This window comes from Pseudoxanthomonas mexicana (genome assembly GCF_014397415.1).
GTDB classification, from domain to species: Bacteria; Pseudomonadota; Gammaproteobacteria; order Xanthomonadales; family Xanthomonadaceae; genus Pseudoxanthomonas_A; species Pseudoxanthomonas_A mexicana.
The window spans coordinates 832,828-847,758 of record NZ_CP060731.1; the positions used below are offsets into that span (position 1 = coordinate 832,828).

At 69.8% G+C, this 14,931-nt stretch carries 14 protein-coding genes and 1 riboswitch; of the genes, 6 read left to right on the forward strand and 8 right to left on the reverse strand.

All coding sequences use genetic code 11. The annotated features are described in order from the left end of the window. Positions 1-9: 9 nt before the first annotated feature. The 5 genes from IAE60_RS03790 to IAE60_RS03810 all read right to left on the reverse strand — a co-directional run bounded on the left by IAE60_RS03790 (position 10) and on the right by IAE60_RS03810 (position 6,246). Complete coding sequence (locus tag IAE60_RS03790) at positions 10-2,346, reverse strand: ribonucleoside-diphosphate reductase subunit alpha (protein WP_187574649.1); 2,337 nt, start codon at positions 2,344-2,346, stop codon at positions 10-12. A 273-nt stretch (positions 2,347-2,619) separates the two neighbouring features. After that, positions 2,620-2,840: riboswitch (cobalamin riboswitch) on the reverse strand. Positions 2,841-2,998: 158 nt separating this feature from the next. Beyond that, on the reverse strand, positions 2,999-4,363 hold the full coding sequence (hglS, locus tag IAE60_RS03795; protein WP_187573934.1) for a 2-oxoadipate dioxygenase/decarboxylase HglS: 1,365 nt from the start codon (positions 4,361-4,363) through the stop codon (positions 2,999-3,001). A 75-nt stretch (positions 4,364-4,438) separates the two neighbouring features. After that, positions 4,439-5,302, reverse strand: coding sequence for a sterol desaturase family protein (locus IAE60_RS03800; protein WP_187573935.1), 864 nt, complete (start codon positions 5,300-5,302; stop codon positions 4,439-4,441). A 9-nt stretch (positions 5,303-5,311) separates the two neighbouring features. Further along, positions 5,312-5,605: an EF-hand domain-containing protein gene (locus tag IAE60_RS19000; protein ID WP_187573936.1), complete on the reverse strand. Its 294-nt coding sequence runs from the start codon at positions 5,603-5,605 to the stop codon at positions 5,312-5,314. Positions 5,606-5,721: 116 nt separating this feature from the next. Beyond that, a complete protein-coding gene (locus IAE60_RS03810) occupies positions 5,722-6,246 on the reverse strand; it encodes a hypothetical protein (RefSeq protein WP_187573937.1) in 525 nt (174 codons plus the stop codon). 192 nt (positions 6,247-6,438) lie between these two features. Between IAE60_RS03810 and ompR the strand changes: the two genes are divergently transcribed. Genes ompR through IAE60_RS03825 form a run of 3 tightly spaced genes read left to right on the forward strand, consistent with a single transcriptional unit; the run spans position 6,439 to position 9,351 of the window. Beyond that, positions 6,439-7,158, forward strand: coding sequence for an osmolarity response regulator transcription factor OmpR (gene ompR, locus IAE60_RS03815; RefSeq protein ID WP_162109899.1), 720 nt, complete (start codon positions 6,439-6,441; stop codon positions 7,156-7,158). Beyond that, entirely contained in the window at positions 7,155-8,420 is a 1,266-nt protein-coding gene (locus IAE60_RS03820) for an ATP-binding protein (protein ID WP_187573938.1), read from the forward strand. Before ompR ends, IAE60_RS03820 begins: the two co-directional genes overlap by 4 nt. Before the next feature lie 22 nt (positions 8,421-8,442). Then, a complete protein-coding gene (locus IAE60_RS03825; protein ID WP_187573939.1) occupies positions 8,443-9,351 on the forward strand; it encodes an alpha/beta hydrolase in 909 nt (302 codons plus the stop codon). 165 nt (positions 9,352-9,516) lie between these two features. Here the strand turns inward: IAE60_RS03825 and IAE60_RS03830 are convergent, their stop codons facing one another. The 3 genes from IAE60_RS03830 to IAE60_RS03840 are packed head-to-tail and all read right to left on the reverse strand — an operon-like array spanning position 9,517 to position 12,084. After that, on the reverse strand, positions 9,517-10,269 hold the full coding sequence (locus IAE60_RS03830; protein WP_187573940.1) for an SIR2 family NAD-dependent protein deacylase: 753 nt from the start codon (positions 10,267-10,269) through the stop codon (positions 9,517-9,519). Between the two features lie 4 nt (positions 10,270-10,273). Further along, positions 10,274-11,425, reverse strand: coding sequence for a cell division protein ZapE (zapE, locus tag IAE60_RS03835; protein WP_187573941.1), 1,152 nt, complete (start codon positions 11,423-11,425; stop codon positions 10,274-10,276). Next, on the reverse strand, positions 11,425-12,084 hold the full coding sequence (locus tag IAE60_RS03840; protein ID WP_187573942.1) for an alpha/beta hydrolase: 660 nt from the start codon (positions 12,082-12,084) through the stop codon (positions 11,425-11,427). The genes zapE and IAE60_RS03840 overlap by 1 nt, the downstream gene beginning before the upstream one ends. A gap of 201 nt (positions 12,085-12,285) precedes the next feature. Between IAE60_RS03840 and IAE60_RS03845 the strand changes: the two genes are divergently transcribed. The 3 genes from IAE60_RS03845 to IAE60_RS03855 all read left to right on the forward strand — a co-directional run bounded on the left by IAE60_RS03845 (position 12,286) and on the right by IAE60_RS03855 (position 14,928). Then, positions 12,286-13,203: an AEC family transporter gene (locus IAE60_RS03845; RefSeq protein ID WP_185894725.1), complete on the forward strand. Its 918-nt coding sequence runs from the start codon at positions 12,286-12,288 to the stop codon at positions 13,201-13,203. Between the two features lie 65 nt (positions 13,204-13,268). Next, positions 13,269-14,399 carry a hypothetical protein gene (locus IAE60_RS03850; protein WP_187573943.1) on the forward strand — a complete coding sequence of 377 codons (1,131 nt, stop codon included), beginning with the start codon at positions 13,269-13,271 and terminating at the stop codon, positions 14,397-14,399. A 58-nt stretch (positions 14,400-14,457) separates the two neighbouring features. After that, on the forward strand, positions 14,458-14,928 hold the full coding sequence (locus IAE60_RS03855) for an MgtC/SapB family protein (RefSeq protein ID WP_187573944.1): 471 nt from the start codon (positions 14,458-14,460) through the stop codon (positions 14,926-14,928). The last annotated feature ends 3 nt before the right edge of the window (positions 14,929-14,931 follow it).

A 14,931-nucleotide genomic window follows, 5' to 3' on the forward strand; every position in this document is an offset into this window, starting at 1 on the left:
GGAGAGACGTTACTGGCAGGCCTCGCAGGCTTCCGGGTTCTCCAGCGAGCAGGCGATGGCTTCGGTGGGCGTGTATTCGCGCTTGGGCGAGGCGGCGGCGGCCGTGCTGACCGTGGTCTTCGCGATCTTCGTGGCCGGGCGCGAGCGCAGGTAATACGTGGTCTTGATGCCCCGCTTCCACGCATACATGTACATGGACGACATAGCACCGATATTCGGGCTTTCCATGAACAGGTTGAGCGAGGCCGACTGGTCGATGAAGGCACCGCGGTCGGCGGCCATGTCGATCAGCGAGCGCATCGGCAGTTCCCATGCCGTGCGGTAGACCTGCTGCAGCGTGTCCGGGATCTGGGCGATGCCCTGGATGGAGCCCTCCGCCAGCTTGATCGCATCGCGGATCTCGGGCGTCCACAGGCCGAGCTTCTTCAGCTCGTCCACCAGGTAGCGGTTGACCTGCAGGAAGTCGCCCGACAGCGTCTCGCGCTTGAACAGGTTGGACACCTGCGGCTCCACGCACTCGTAGCAGCCGGCGATGGAGGCGATCGTCGCGGTCGGCGCGATGGCGATCAGCAGCGAGTTGCGCAGGCCGTGTTCCCTGATGCGCGCGCGCAACGCGTCCCAGCGCTCGGCATCCTCCGGCTTGATGTGCCAGGCATCGAACTGCAGTTCGCCGTTGGCGGCGCGGGTGTCGGCGAAAGACGGGTGCCGGCCGCGTTCCTGTGCCAGTTCCACCGAGGTATCCAGCGCGTGGAAGTAGATGGTCTCGGCGATCTTCGCCGACAGCGCGCGTGCCTCGGCGCTGTCGAACGGCAGGCGCAGCTTGAAGAACACGTCCTGCAGGCCCATGCAGCCCAGGCCGACCGGGCGCCAGCGCAGGTTGCCGCGGCGGGCGGTTTCGATGGGATAGAAGTTCAGGTCGATCACGCGGTCCAGCTGGCGCACGGCCAGACGGACGGTTTCGGCGAGCTTGTCGAAATCGAAGTATCCGTCCTCGTCGAAATGGCGTGCCAGGTTGATCGAGCCCAGGTTGCACACCGCCGTTTCCTCGGCCGAGGTGACCTCGAGGATCTCGGTGCACAGGTTCGACAGGTGGATGACATTGCCCGCGCGCAGCGTCTGGTTGCTGGCTGCGTTGCACTTGTCCTTGAACGTCATCCATCCGTTGCCGGTCTCGGCCAGCGTGCGCATCATCCGGCCGTACAGCTTGCGGGCCGGGATGGTCTTGACGGCCTTGCCCTGCAGCTCGGCCTGCGTGTACCCCAGCTCGAATGCGGCGCCGTACAGGTCGGTCAGCTCGGGTACCACGCGCGGATCGAACAGCGACCACTCCTGGTCGGCCTCGACGCGCTTCATGAACAGGTCCGGCACCCAGTTGGCCAGGTTGAGGTTGTGCGTGCGGCGCGCTTCGTCGCCGGTGTTGTCGCGCAGCTCCAGGAAGTCCTCGATGTCGGCGTGCCAGGTTTCCAGGTAGACACAGGCCGCGCCCTTGCGCTTGCCGCCCTGGTTGACCGCCGCGACCGAGGAATCCAGCGTCTTCAGCCAGGGCACGATGCCGTTGCTGTGGCCGTTGGTGGACTTGATCAGTGAGCCGCGCGAACGCACGCGGGTGTAGCTCACACCGATGCCGCCGCTGAACTTGCTCAGCTGGGCGATGTCGCCGTACCGGGCGTAGATCGATTCCAGCGTGTCCTGCGGCGAGTCCAGCAGGAAGCACGACGACAGCTGCTCGTGCGTCGTGCCGCTGTTGAACAGCGTCGGCGAGCTGGGCAGGTAGTCCAGGTGGCCCATGCGGCGGTACAGCGCCAGCGCTTCCGGCACGTCCTCGCTCAGCGCGCAGGCGATGCGCAGGAAGAACTGCTGCGGCGTCTCGATCACCTTGCGGGTGTGCGGATGGCGCAGCAGGTAGCGGTCGTACAGCGTGCGCAGGCCGAAGTAATCGAAGTGCAGGTCGAGCGAGGCATCCAGCGCATCGTTGAGCTTGCGCGCATTGGTCTGCACGAAGTTCAGCAGGCGGTCGTTGATCAGGCCGACCTCGTGGCCGCGGGTGACCGACTGCGAGAACGCGTGGATCTCCTGGCCGGTGACCTCCTTGGTGATGTAGGCGGCCAGCAGGCGCGCGGCCAGGCGGCTGTACTCGGGTTCTTCACCGGTCAGCAGCGCGGCGGTGCGGATGGACAGCTCGTCCAGTTCGCGCGTGCTGGCGCCGTCGTACAGGCCGGAGATGGTGCGGGTGGCCACGCGCATCGGGTCGATGGCGTGCAGGCCTTCGCAGTTGCGCTGCACTGCGCGCACGATCTTGTTCAGGTCCACCGGCTCGCGGCTGCCGTTGCGCTTGGTCACGCTCATCGCGGTGGCGGTGGGCGGCGGCGTCAGCGAGAACGCGTCTTTCTGGGACGGAGCGGTGCCGGCGTCGGCGACGGCGCTGTCGATCTGGGTCACGAGAATCCTCCAGGCGTGATGCACGCGGCGGCCCGTCCCTCGCGGGGCTGCGCAAGGCCGGATGGAGGTCAACAGTGGGGAAGCGGCGTCGCAGGAGACGCGACCGCGCAGACGGACTGCGGGCGCCCTGCTTCGCCAGCCCTCTCCCCCCGGAGATTCCGCGGCCGGCACCGCGCGGTGTGCATCGCGCGGCTGTCGGCAGGTCTTCGGACTCATGGGCGCGAAGGGCGAGCCTTCTTCCTACATCCGCCGCTTCCCAAGGCATGGCGCCTCAGTGCTGGTGGCGGGTTCGTTCCCAATTACCGCTGCGGGGCAGTGCCGGAGTGGCGCGAACGCGTCACCGGCTTCCCGTTTTAATCCCGTGGCTTGCGACCACCGGAACCGACGGGCACAACATAGTGGGGCAAGCAGGAAGCGTCAACACGAAATGTTGTGTGGAACAGCGATAGTCGATGCCATGCGGGTTTCACGGCGTCGTGCCCGAGAAGTGAGCGGAGAGAAGTGAGGAGTGAGCGAAAGCTCTTCCTCACTCCTCACTCCTGCCCACTCACTCCTGCCGTCAACCGCGCAGCGCCGCGATCGATGCGTCCTGCGCGTGTTGATACAGCGCGAACGGGTCGTGGATCGTCTTGCCCAGCGCAGCCTCGAACGCGTCCTGGTTGGCATGCGCGTCATACGCGCGCTGTTCGCCGCCGCCCAGGTTGGACTGGAAGATGCCCGCCGCGCTGACCGGCAGGAAGTCTTCGTAGACGATGGGGTCCACGACGGCGTAGCCGGCGTCGACCAGCGCGTCGGGCGTCATCGCCGCACGCTCGGCGGTCGGCAATGCGGCGCCGCTGTCGGTCAGGCGGTAGCGGAAGTAGCCCAGGCCTTCGCGGCGCAGCGTGGTCTCGTCATCCGGGAATTCCGCGAACGCCGCCGCCAGCCGCTGCGGATAGTCGGCCGACGTGTTGCCGGCACCGCCGGCCTGACGCACCTGCGCGAGCAGGCGGTCATAGAGTTCGCGCCCGGCCGGCGTCAGCGCCAGGCCGCGCTGCTCGATCTCGCCGAAGCGCGCGCTGTGGCTGCCGGGTACCAGCGTGCCGGTCGCGTCAGGGAAGGCGACTTCCTCTTCCAGTGCCTTGAAGCTGGTCTGGCGCAGCAGGATGGGCACGGCGCGGCGCGGTGGGCCCTCGATCAGCGCCTTGGCCTGGAGGCCGCGTTCGAGCATTGCGGTCTGCGCGGCGTCGATGTCCAGCGTGCGCGGGGTGAGGTGATTGATGTGCGGGCCGCGGAAGCTGACCACGTCGGCCACCAGCCGGTGCAGGCCGTGCAGCGCGCGGTAGGTGTCCAGCGTGACGGTCGCATCGCCGTGCCAGCGGAAGGTTTCCAGCACTTCGGCGACGAAGCGCTGCGCGTCGGCCTCGCCCAGCCCGCCGTCGCGTTCGGCCTGCGCGAGCAGCGCGCGCGCGTCGGCGGTGAAGATGTCGCGCTTGGCCAGGATCGCCTCGGCCTTGGCACGCAGCGCGGCATCGGCGATCAGCTCCAGCCGCAGCAGCGAGGTGAAGATGCGGAACGGATTCGCCGCCAGCGCCTCTTCGGTCAGCGGCCGGAACGCAGTCGCATGCACCGGCACGCCGGCCACCGTCAGGTCGTAGTAGCCCACCGGGTGCATGCCCATCACCGCGAAGACGCGGCCCAGCATCGCCAGTTCCGCCGGCGTGCCCACGCGGATCGCGCCATGGCGTTCCAGGTCCAGGCGCTCGGTCTCGCCGGTACGCTGCAGGCGCTCGGCCAGGGCGGCGTCGCGCTGCAGCGTGGCGTTGTTGATGTCGCCGACCAGCGTGATCAGGTCGCCGTACAGCGGCACCTCGGCGCGGTACATGTCGGACATGGCCTGGGCGAACAGGCCGCGGATGCGGTCGGGGGAAACGAAGGCGGTCATGGGGCTCGGCGGGCGGGCGGCGTGGGGGCCGCGGGGGGCGCGTATTGTCGCCGGCCGCGACGGCCCGGGCCACTCTCAGCGGCCCGGGCGGTCTCCGTCCGCGCCGCCGGGGACATACCCGGGCGGCCCGAACAGGGTCATCCCCACCTGCCGCAGGCCATGCGCGCGGCGCAGGTCGCGCCCCAGTTTCACCCAGGCGTGGAAGGCGATGGTCACCGGGTTGTAGCTGTCGACCGGATCTACCAGCCCGTAGCGGATCGGCACGTCCGGGCGTGCGTCGCGACAGGTGCCGAACAGGCGGTCGAACACGATCAGCACGCCGCCGTAGTTGCAGTCCAGATACTCCGGATTGCTGGCGTGGTGCACGCGGTGGTGCGCCGGCGTGTTGAACACGAACTCGACGGGGCGCGGCAGTCGCGGCACCAGCTCCGTATGCAGCCAGTACTGGTACAGCAGGTTCAGCGCCAGCGCGCCGACCACATAAGGCACCGGGAAGCCCACCCACACCAGCGGACCGAAGAACACCGCCGCACCGGTGAGCTTGCCGGTCCAACCCAGCCGGTACGCGGTGGACAGGTTGTACTGCGTGGCCGAGTGGTGGACCGAATGGTTCAGCCAGAACCAGCGCACGCGATGATCGGCACGGTGCATCCAGTAGTAGCAGAACTCCTGGCCGACGAAGAGCGCCAGCCAGTGCCAGGGACGGTCCATCGCGATCGTGGTCAGGCGGAGCTCCCAGATCGCGAACAGCAGCACGCCCACTACGCCGCCCTGGATCAGCACGCCCAGCAGCGCACGGCCGGCAGCGTCACCGAGCGAGGCCCAGTAGCCCTTCCAGTCGTAGCGGACGCCGCGTCGCATCAGCCACGCGGCCTCCACGGTGGCGACGGCGACCAGCACCAGCAGAGGCAGGCCGGCGAACAGGCGGAAGCCGTCCATCCTGCCGCCTCAGCGCGTGCGACGCGCGGCCATCTTTTGGCCGGCCGCACGCATCTCATCGGGCGACAGCTTGCCGTCGCCGTCGGCGTCCAGGGTGTCGAAACGCTTGGCGAGGCGCGGCAGTTTCGCGTCGGCCTCGGCTTTGTCGATCAGGCCATCGCCATTGGTGTCGGCGGCCTTCAGGCGTTCCTGCAGCGTGGCCTTCTGTTCGTCGGTCAGGGTGCGCTGCTGGGCATGGGCGGGCGCCACCAGCGCGCATACGGACAGGGCGGTGGCGAGGGGAAGCAGGATGGATCGGGACATCGGGAATCTCCGGGTGAGGGAAGGAACAGGTGCAGGCGCGGCGGGTCGGGAATGCGTCCTTGCGGCAGGGGAGGTGCCAGGCCGCCGCGCCTGCGGGAAAGGGTGCAGCCGGTCGGTCAGTGGCCGCGCGGACAGGCGATGGCGTCACCGGTGGCATTGGTGCAGTTGCGCGTATGCACCAGCGTGCCGTCCGAGACGGTCGTACTGCCGGTGTAGCTATTGCCGTTCGTGCCGGTAGCGGTGGTGCTGCGCGCACCGGTCACGTTGCCGTCCGCGTCGCGGCTGATGCCGCCGCTGGTGCTGGCGGTCCCGCCGTTCGGTCCGTTGGCGTACGCGCTGCCCTGGCGGCCGGCACTGCCGTCGGCGTTGCGGTAGGCGCTGCGGTCGTAACCGGCATTGCCGCCGTTGGCGCCGCTGATGCTGCCGCTGCGCGCGGCGCTCGCATTGCCCTGGCCATCGGCCTGCCAGCCTCGTTGGCGCTGGCTGTCGAAGCGGGCATTGCTGCGCTCGACGGCGACGCTGCCGCCCTGGGCGGTACGCTGCACGGCGCGGCTGCGTTCGCGGGCTTCGGCCTGGTCGGCGATCAGGGTGGTGGCGCACAGGGCGAAAGCGGTGGCGATCAGCAACGGGGTCTTGCTCATGGCGGAATCCTCATCGGGGTGGGGGTGGCCGCACGGGGAAGCGGCGGCAGGGCCAAGGTAGGGCGGGCAACGGCGACAGGTGTGTCGCGGTTGACAGCAGATGTGTCTGCCGCCCGCGCCGGAAACATCTGCTTACAAACCGGCCGGAAACGGGGTTTGCCGGGTGTCGCGGCGGCGGGCGATAGTGGCCGCATGGACGAGACCCTGCCCCGCGTGCTGCTGGTGGATGACGACGTGCGGTTGCGCGAGCTGCTGCAGCGATACCTGCAATCGCAGGGCTTCGAGGTGCGCGGCGTGGGCGATGCCGCGCAGATGCGGCAGTCGCTGGATCGCGGCCACTTCGACCTGATCGTGCTGGACCTGATGCTGCCCGGCGAGAACGGCCTGGAGATATGCCGCCGCCTGCGCGGCCAGGGCGACGCCACGCCCATCGTCATGCTGACGGCGAAGGGCGACGAGATCGACCGCATCGTCGGGCTGGAGATCGGCGCCGACGACTACGTGCCCAAGCCGGTGAATCCGCGCGAGCTGCTGGCGCGCATCCGTTCGGTGCTGCGGCGCACGCGCCCCGCGCCCGGTGCGCCGCAACCCGACGGCGGTGAGGTGGTGTTCGGGCCTTTCACGCTGGACCTGGGCCGGCGCGAGCTCACCCGCGACGGCGCGCTGTTGCGGCTGACCAGCGGCGAATTCGCGGTGCTGTCGGTGTTGCTGCGCCATCCGCGCCAGCCGCTCAGCCGCGACCGCTTGATGAGTCTGGCGCGCGGCCGCGAGCACGAGGCCTTCGAGCGCAGCATGGACGTCACCATCGCGCGCCTGCGCCGCCTGCTGGAAGACGATCCGCGCCAGCCGCGCCTGATCCAGACGGTCTGGGGCGTGGGCTATGTGTTCGTGCCGCCGGAGGCCACGCCATGAGGGCGCCGCTGCCGCGCAGCGTGTTCGGCCAGCTGGCGCTGGTCATCGCCCTGGTGTTGGCTGGCGCGGGCGTGCTGGCGGTCCTGCTCGGGCGCGAACTCGCTACGCGGCCGGCGGCCGAACAGCTGCTGCGCGCGATGCAGGGCTTCGCCGAAGTGGTCGAAGCGCTCGATCAGCACCAGCCGCATGCGCGCACGGTCGCGCAGCTGCGGGATGCCGGGCTGGAAGTGCGCAGCACGCCGCCCGCCGACGCCCGGCCGCGTTTCGCGCCCTTGCTGCGTGAACTGCGCGAACGGGCCGCCGGCACGCTGGGCGCCGGTCGCGAGCTGCGGATGGACGCCGGCCGCGGGCTGCGGGTGATCTGGCTGAAACCTGCCACGCGCGAACCGCTGTGGGTGTCGTTCGCCTACGACCGCCCGGGCACCGGCATGCGCCGCTTCTCGGTGTTCATGCTGATCGGGTGCGTGGCGCTGGTGTGGCTGGCCGCCGCGTACTTCGCGCGCCGGCTGGTGCAGCCGTTGCGCCAGCTCGCGGCCGCGGCGCCGGCCATCGTGCGCGGCGACGCCCCGCCGATCGTCCCGGCGCGTGCGCCGCGCGAAGTCGCCGGCCTGGCACAGGCGCTGGGCGAAGCCAGCCGCGACGTGCGCGCGGCGGCCGAAGAGCGTGCGCTGCTGCTAGCCGGCATCTCGCACGACCTGCGCACGCCGCTCACCCGCTTGCAGTTCGCGCTGGAGATGGTGCCCGACACCGATCCCGACCTGACCCGCAGCATGCAGCGCGACATCATGGAAATGGACGCGATCCTGGGCCAGTTCATCGCCTTCGCCCGCGATGGCCGCGACGAAGGCAGCGAAACGGTCGACCTGGCCGCGATCTGCCGCCATGCGGTCGCCGCGGCCTCGAAAGGCTGGCGTGTGGAACTGCCGGAGCACGCGCTGCTGCCGGGCAAGCCGATGGCGCTGCTGCGCGCGGTCGAGAACCTGCTGGTCAACGCCGAGCGGCATGGCGCGTTGCCGCTGTCGTTGCGGCTGTGGGCCGAAGGTCCGGCGTGGGTGGTCGAGGTGGCCGACGGCGGCCCTGGCCTCTCGGCAGATGCGGCCGAGCGCGCTCGCCAGCCGTTCGTCCACGACCAGGCAGGCGGCGGCAGCGGCCTGGGCCTGCCCATCGTCGACCGCGTGGCCCGCCAGCACGGCGGCGAACTGCGCCTGCTGCCGAACACGCCCCAGGGCCTGCGCGCGCAACTGTGGCTGCGGGCCGGTTGATCTCCCCCAACAAGGTGATGCGATGAAGACGATGCTGTTCCGCACGGGCCTGCTGGCCTGCGTCCTGACCGCTGCGCTGCCGCTGGCCGCGCAGACCTTCCGCGAACGCCTGCAGCAGGCGCGCGACGCCTCGCGCCAGCCGGCCGCAAGCCCACCGGCGTTGCCCGCCGGCGCCCGTGCGCTGCGCGATGTCGCCTACGGCGACGACCCGCGCCAGCGCTACGACGTCTACCTGCCGGCGCAGCCGCAGCACGCGCCGGTGATCCTGTTCGTGCACGGCGGCGGCTGGGCCAACGGCAACAAGGACAATCCGGGCGTGGTCGAGAACAAGGCCGCGTACTGGCTGCCGAAGGGCTACGTGCTGGTCTCGATCAACTACCGCATGCGACCGGACACCGCGCCCATCGACCAGGCCCGCGACGTGGCGCGCGCCCTGGCTGACGTGCAGAAGCGCGCACCGTCGTGGAACGCCGATCCCGCGAACGTGCTGCTGATGGGCCACTCCGCGGGCGCGCACCTCGCCGCCTTGGTCGGCGCTTCGTCCACGCTGTGGCGCGACGCGGGCGCCGCACGGCCGCGCGGCGTGGTCTCGCTGGACAGCGGCGCGCTCGACGTGCCGCAGACGATGAAGAAGCCCCCGCTGCCGCGCATCTACGACGCGGCGTTCGGCAGGAATCCCGCCGACTGGATCGCCGCCTCGCCTTACCACCAGCTCACCCGCGACGCGGTGCCGATGCTGTTCGTCTGCTCCTCGCGCCGGCAGGATGCCTGCCCACAGGGTCGCGCGATGGCGGAGAAGGCGAAGACGTTGGGGGTCGCGATGGAGGTGCTGCCGGAAGACCTCTCGCACGGCGAGGTGAATCACCTGCTGGGCGCGCCGTCGGCTTACACCGAAGCCGTGGACACGTTCGTCCAGCGCCATCTGAACTAGTTCCCATCACCGTGGGAGCGACGTGAGTCGCGATGAGGCTTTACCGACAGCCGATCGCGACTTGCGTCGCTCCCACGACAGCGCACCTTGTTTCCCCGGATCAAGCGAGAGCAGGTTCTTCGGGCACTTTCTCCTCGCCGGCCGAGAGAAGACAAGGAGCAGTGCCTAGCGCACCAGCAACGGCAACGCCTGCGCTGCGGTCGCCCGCCAGACGTGGTCCGCCTCCGCGGACAGCGCGGTGGCCTCGGGATTGATCTCCACTACCGTGGCCCCGCTGCGACGTGCCAATGCAGGCAATCCGGCGGCGGGATGAACGAGCCCCGACGTACCCACGACCAGCATCAGCGAACAGCGCGTCGCCGCATCAGTCGCCATGCTCCATGCGTCGTCCGGCAGAGCTTCACCGAACCACACCACGCCCGGACGCACCCGGTCGCCGCAGGCCGCGCAGCGCATCGGTTCGACCCGCTGCACGCCGTCCACGTAGTCGTCGAGCGGGCCGTCATGCGCGCGCCCGCAGGCGAAGCAGCGCAACGCGAACAGGCTGCCATGCACATGCGCATCCACGGTGCTACCGGCGCGTTCGTGCAGGTCGTCGACGTTCTGGGTGACCAATGACAGCGGCACGCGTTGCGCCAGCGCCGCCAGCGCACGATGACCGGCATTCGGCTGCGCATCGCGGACGAGTCGCATGCGCCAGCGGTACCACCCCCACACCAGCGCGGGATCCTCGCGCCATGCCTCGGCCGTCGCCAGCCGCATCGGATCGAAGCGCGACCACAAGCTGTCGCGCGTGCCACGGAAGGTGGGGATGCCGCTCTCGGCCGACATGCCGGCGCCGGTCAGTACGCAGACACGGCCGCCGTTGTCGATCGTCCGGCGCAGCGCATCGTCGATCGCAGCGGGCACCACGTCCATCCGCTCAAGCCTTGTGCGGCGTGGCCAGGTACTCGGCGCTCTGCATCTCGATCAGGCGCGAGGCGGTCCGCTCGAACGCGCCCTGCAGGCGCGTGCCGGTGTACAGCGCCGTCGGCGCGTCCGCCGCGGTGCACACCAGGTTGACGTGGCGGTCGTACAGTTCGTCGATGAGGTTGACGAAGCGGCGCGCGGCGTCTTCGTTCAAGGCATCGAAGCGCGGGATGCCGCCCACCAGCACCGTGTTGAACTCGTGCGCAATCTCGATGTAGTCCGTGGTGCCGCGCGGGCCCTCGCACAGCGCCGCGAAATCGAACCAAGCGATGCTCTTGCCGCGGCCGCGCACCGGGATCTTGCGGCTGTCGATCTCGATGTTGCCGCCGTGCGCGGCTTCGCCGCCGCTGAGTTCGCGCCAGCGCATCGCCAGCCAGTCGTCGGCCGCGCCGTCCAGCGGCGTCCGGTACACCGGCGAGCGGGTCAGCGCGCGCAGGCGGTAGTCTTCCTGCCCGTCCGAGCGCAGCACCACGCAGTACGTCTGCAGCAGGTCGATCGCCGGCAGGAAACCCGCGCGCTGCAGGCCGTCCCTGTACAGGTTCTGCGGCGCGGTATTGGAGGTCGTCACCAGGGTGATGCCTTCGGCGAACATGCGCTCCAGCAGGCGCGCCAGCAGCATCGCATCGCCGATGTCGGTGACGAAGAACTCGTCCAGTACCAGCACGCGCAGCTTGCCGCGGACTTCGCGCACGATCTTCGCCAGCGGATCGCTCTCGCCGGCGTGCAGGCGCAGGCGCTCGTGCACGCCGCGCATGAAGCGGTGGAAGTGGGTGCGGTACTTGCCGCCGCCTTCGCCATGCGCCTTGTTCTGCGAAACCGAGTACGTCGGCAACGGCAGGGTGTCGTAGAACAGGTCCACCAGAAAGGTCTTGCCGCGCCCGACTTCGCCCCAGTAGTACAGGCCCTTGACGGTTTCCGGTGGCTTGCCGAACAGCCTGCCGAACAGGCCGGGCGACGGCGGCTCCGCCAGCAAGGCCGCATGGATGCGGTCGAGTTCGGCCAGCGCGGGATGTTGCGCCGGATCGTTCTGCCATTGGCCTTCCGAGGCGCCGCGTGCGTAGACCTGCGACGGCGTCGGGGCCGTCTGTCGAGCGTCGTCCGCCATCACGCGGGTACGTAGGCTTTCATCGCGTGCTTGATGGCGCCGCGCAGGTCCATCAGCTTGCGGTGGAAGAAATGGCTGGTCTCGGGCATGCGGATCAGTTCGGGCGGCTGTTTCAGCGTGTCGATCCAGTCGTACACGGCCTGCGGCTCGACGATCTCGTCTTCCTCGCCCTGGATCACCAGCCACGGACACGTGGGGGGCGTGATCGAAGCGAAATCCCACCGGCCTGCCGGCGGCGCGATCGACACCAGTGCATCCGGCTGCAGGCTGTCGCTGGCGCGCAGCGACACGTAGGCGCCGAAGCTGAAGCCCGCCAGCCACAGCTGGGTGCCGGGACGCTGGGCGCGCACCCAGGCGACGACGGCGCGCAGGTCGTCCACTTCGCCATCGCCATGGTCGAACAGGCCGGCCGAAGCGCCCGTGCCGCGGAAGTTGAAGCGCACCGTCACCGCACCGAGTTCGCGCAGGCTGCGCGCGGCCATCACCACCACCTTGTTGTGCATGGTGCCGCCTTCCGTGGGCAGGGGATGGCAGATCACCGCGGTGACCGGCTTTACCGGCTCGCCGTCTTCCGGCCAGTCGACATGGGCTTCCAGCGGCCCTTCGGGGCCGTCCAGGGTGATCGGGCCGGACGCGGTGGGAAAGGCAGGAGTCGTCATGCCGCCCATGATAAGCCCTGCGCCGACCTGGCCCCGTCGTTCCGGCGCAAGCCGGAACCCCGTGCCTCTCCTCCGGATGCATGAAGTCGCTGGGTTCCGGCTTGCGCCGGAATGACGGGACTATGCCTACGACGATGGTCCGGCGGCGTGGCGCACCCCTGTGTGCGATCCTGCGCAGCCCCACGCCGCTCCCGCCGCACCATGGCATTCGATGCCTTCGCCCTGATCCTGACCATGCTGGCCCTGGGCATGGTGTTCGCGCGCCTGCGGGTGTTTCCCGACAACGCGGCGGACGTGCTGAACCGGGTGGTGCTGTACGTCTGCCTACCGGCCGCGGTGCTGACCTACGTGCCGCGCCTGCACGTGGACGCGTCGCTGCTGGGCGTGGTCGTCACCCCTTGGATTCTGACCGCCGCGACCATCGCCCTGGTCGCCCTGGCCACGCGCCTGTTCGGCTTCCGTCGCGACGAGCATGCGGTACTGCTGCTGTGCGTGGCCCTGTGCAACAGCAGCTTCATCGGGTACCCGATGGTGCGTGCGCTGCTGGGCGAACACGCGCTGCCGTACGCGGTGGTGTACGACCAGTTCGGCACCTTCGTCCTCCTGTCCACGTTCGGCCTGTACGTGCTGGCGCGCTATGGCGGCGATGCGCCACCCACCGCACGCGAGATGGGCCTGCGCATCCTGAAATTCCCGCCGGTGTGGGCGCTGCTGGTCGGACTGACGCTGATGCCGGAGCAGCCCCCGGCCTGGATCGGCGGGGCCCTGCAGAAGCTGGCCGATGCATTGCTGCCGCTGGTGATGCTGGCGGTGGGCCTGACCATCCAGCTGAAACTGCCGCGAGACGAGGTGAAGCCACTGGCGGTCGGCCTGCTGCTGCGCCTGCTGGTGATGCCGGCGCTGGCGTTGCCGCTGTCGCTGGCGTTCGGCATGTCCGGCGAGATGCTGCAGGCCAATGTGCTGGAGTCGGCCATGCCGACCATGATCACGGCCGCCGCGCTGGCCATCTCGCACCAGCTGGCCCCGCGCCTGGCCGCCGCGCTGGTCGGCTACGGCATCCTGCTGTCGCTGGCGACGCTGCCGATGTGGGCGTGGGTGGTGGGGCGCCTGGCCGCATAGCCGCGCGCTGGCGCGCGGCACCGCGTTCGTGCGAACGTTGAAGTCGTTCCCGACAGGAGTGGGCGATGCGCACGACAATGCAGGTGTGTACGTGGCTGGTGTTGATGGCGTCGGTGCTGGCTCCATCGCTCTCTCTGGCGCAGGACGGTCCGCCCCCGGAAGTGCCGGGCCGGGTCGAATCCGATCCACAGCTGGCCGCTGCCAGCCGGGCCTGGCACGACGCATGGCGTGCCAACGTCGAAGCGCATCTGCGCACCGTCGCCGCGCGCGGCACGGCGCGTGACCTGCTGGTCGCCGGCTGGCTGTGGCCGCGGAGTGACGATGACGCGGACACCCAGGCGCGCGCATGGCTCCAGGCCGCCCACGCCGCGTCCAGGGGCGACGATCCGCTGGTGGACTGGGCACTGCTGGACGCCTGCGCGACGAACGACGCCCGCTGCGACCGCAGCCTGCTGCTGCAACGCCTGATGGCCGCCGATCCGGGCAATGCCGAACGCCTGCTTGCGGCCTATGCCGACGCCGTCCAACGCAGGGACATGGCCGCCGCCGAGCGGTACTGGCAGGCGGCCGCCGCGGCGACCCACTACCGCACGCACTTCAGCGACGTCGGCCTGCTGATGGCCACGACGCTGCGACAGGTGCCGGCACCGCCACTGGATCCCGCGCTGGCAGTCGCCATCGGCGAGGATCTCGGGATCGGCCGGGCTGCCACGCCGCAGGACATGGCGGATGTGGCGGTCATGGCCATCACTGCGGCCATCGCGATCCCGACCCTGCAGCCGATCATGCAGCGCTGCCGGGCCCAGGTCGGTGCGCTGCCCGCCGACGCACGCACCGCCTGCAAGCGGATCTACACGCTGCTGGCCGCCGACGACTCGATCATGATCGGGCCAGCCATCGCGTTGCCGCAGCTGGTGCAGTGGGCCGACGGTGATGTGGAGCGCGAGGCGGCGCGGGAGCGCCTGCGCCAGTTTGCGTGGGCGTACGAAAACGTCATGCAGCTGTACCAGCGACCTGCGGCCGCGCGACATCTGCCGGCCGATTACGTCGATGTCTTCCTACGCGACGGTGAACTCGCCGCCATGCGCCATCAACTGCAGGCCAACGGCATTGCGGGCGAGCCGCCCGCCGGTTGGTTGCCCGACAGCCCGGAACATCGTGCCCTGTTGACCGGCGAACCGCCCACCGCACCCTGAGCTGCCTTCGCATCGCGTTGACCGCGCCGGTGGAAGCATCGGCGCAGGAGGTCATGCCATGTTCGACGGATGGGAAGCACAGGCGCCGGTGGTCGGGCGCATCGCGTTCGCGATGCTGCTGGGCGGCGCCATCGGGCTGGAGCGCGAGATGAAGGACCGCCCCGCCGGCTTCCGCACGCACATGCTGGTGGCCGGCGCGGCGGCCATGCTCACCGGCATGGGCGACATGATGCTGGCGCTGGCGCAGCACGAGGGCGACGAGCGCGTGCGGATCGATCCGTTCAGGCTGGTCGAAGCCGTGATCGCCGGCGTCGCCTTCATCGGTGCCGGCACGATGATCGCCCACCGCGGCCGCGTGGTTGCCGGCATCACCACGGCGGCATCGCTGCTGATGGTGGCGGTGATCGGCGTGGCCGTCGGCTTCGGCCATGGCTGGCTGGCGTTGCTGGCGACGCTGCTGACGTTCGCCGTGCTGTCGGTGCTGGCATGGCTGGAGGGTCGCGTCGCGAAACGCACCGACGACGGCTAGCGC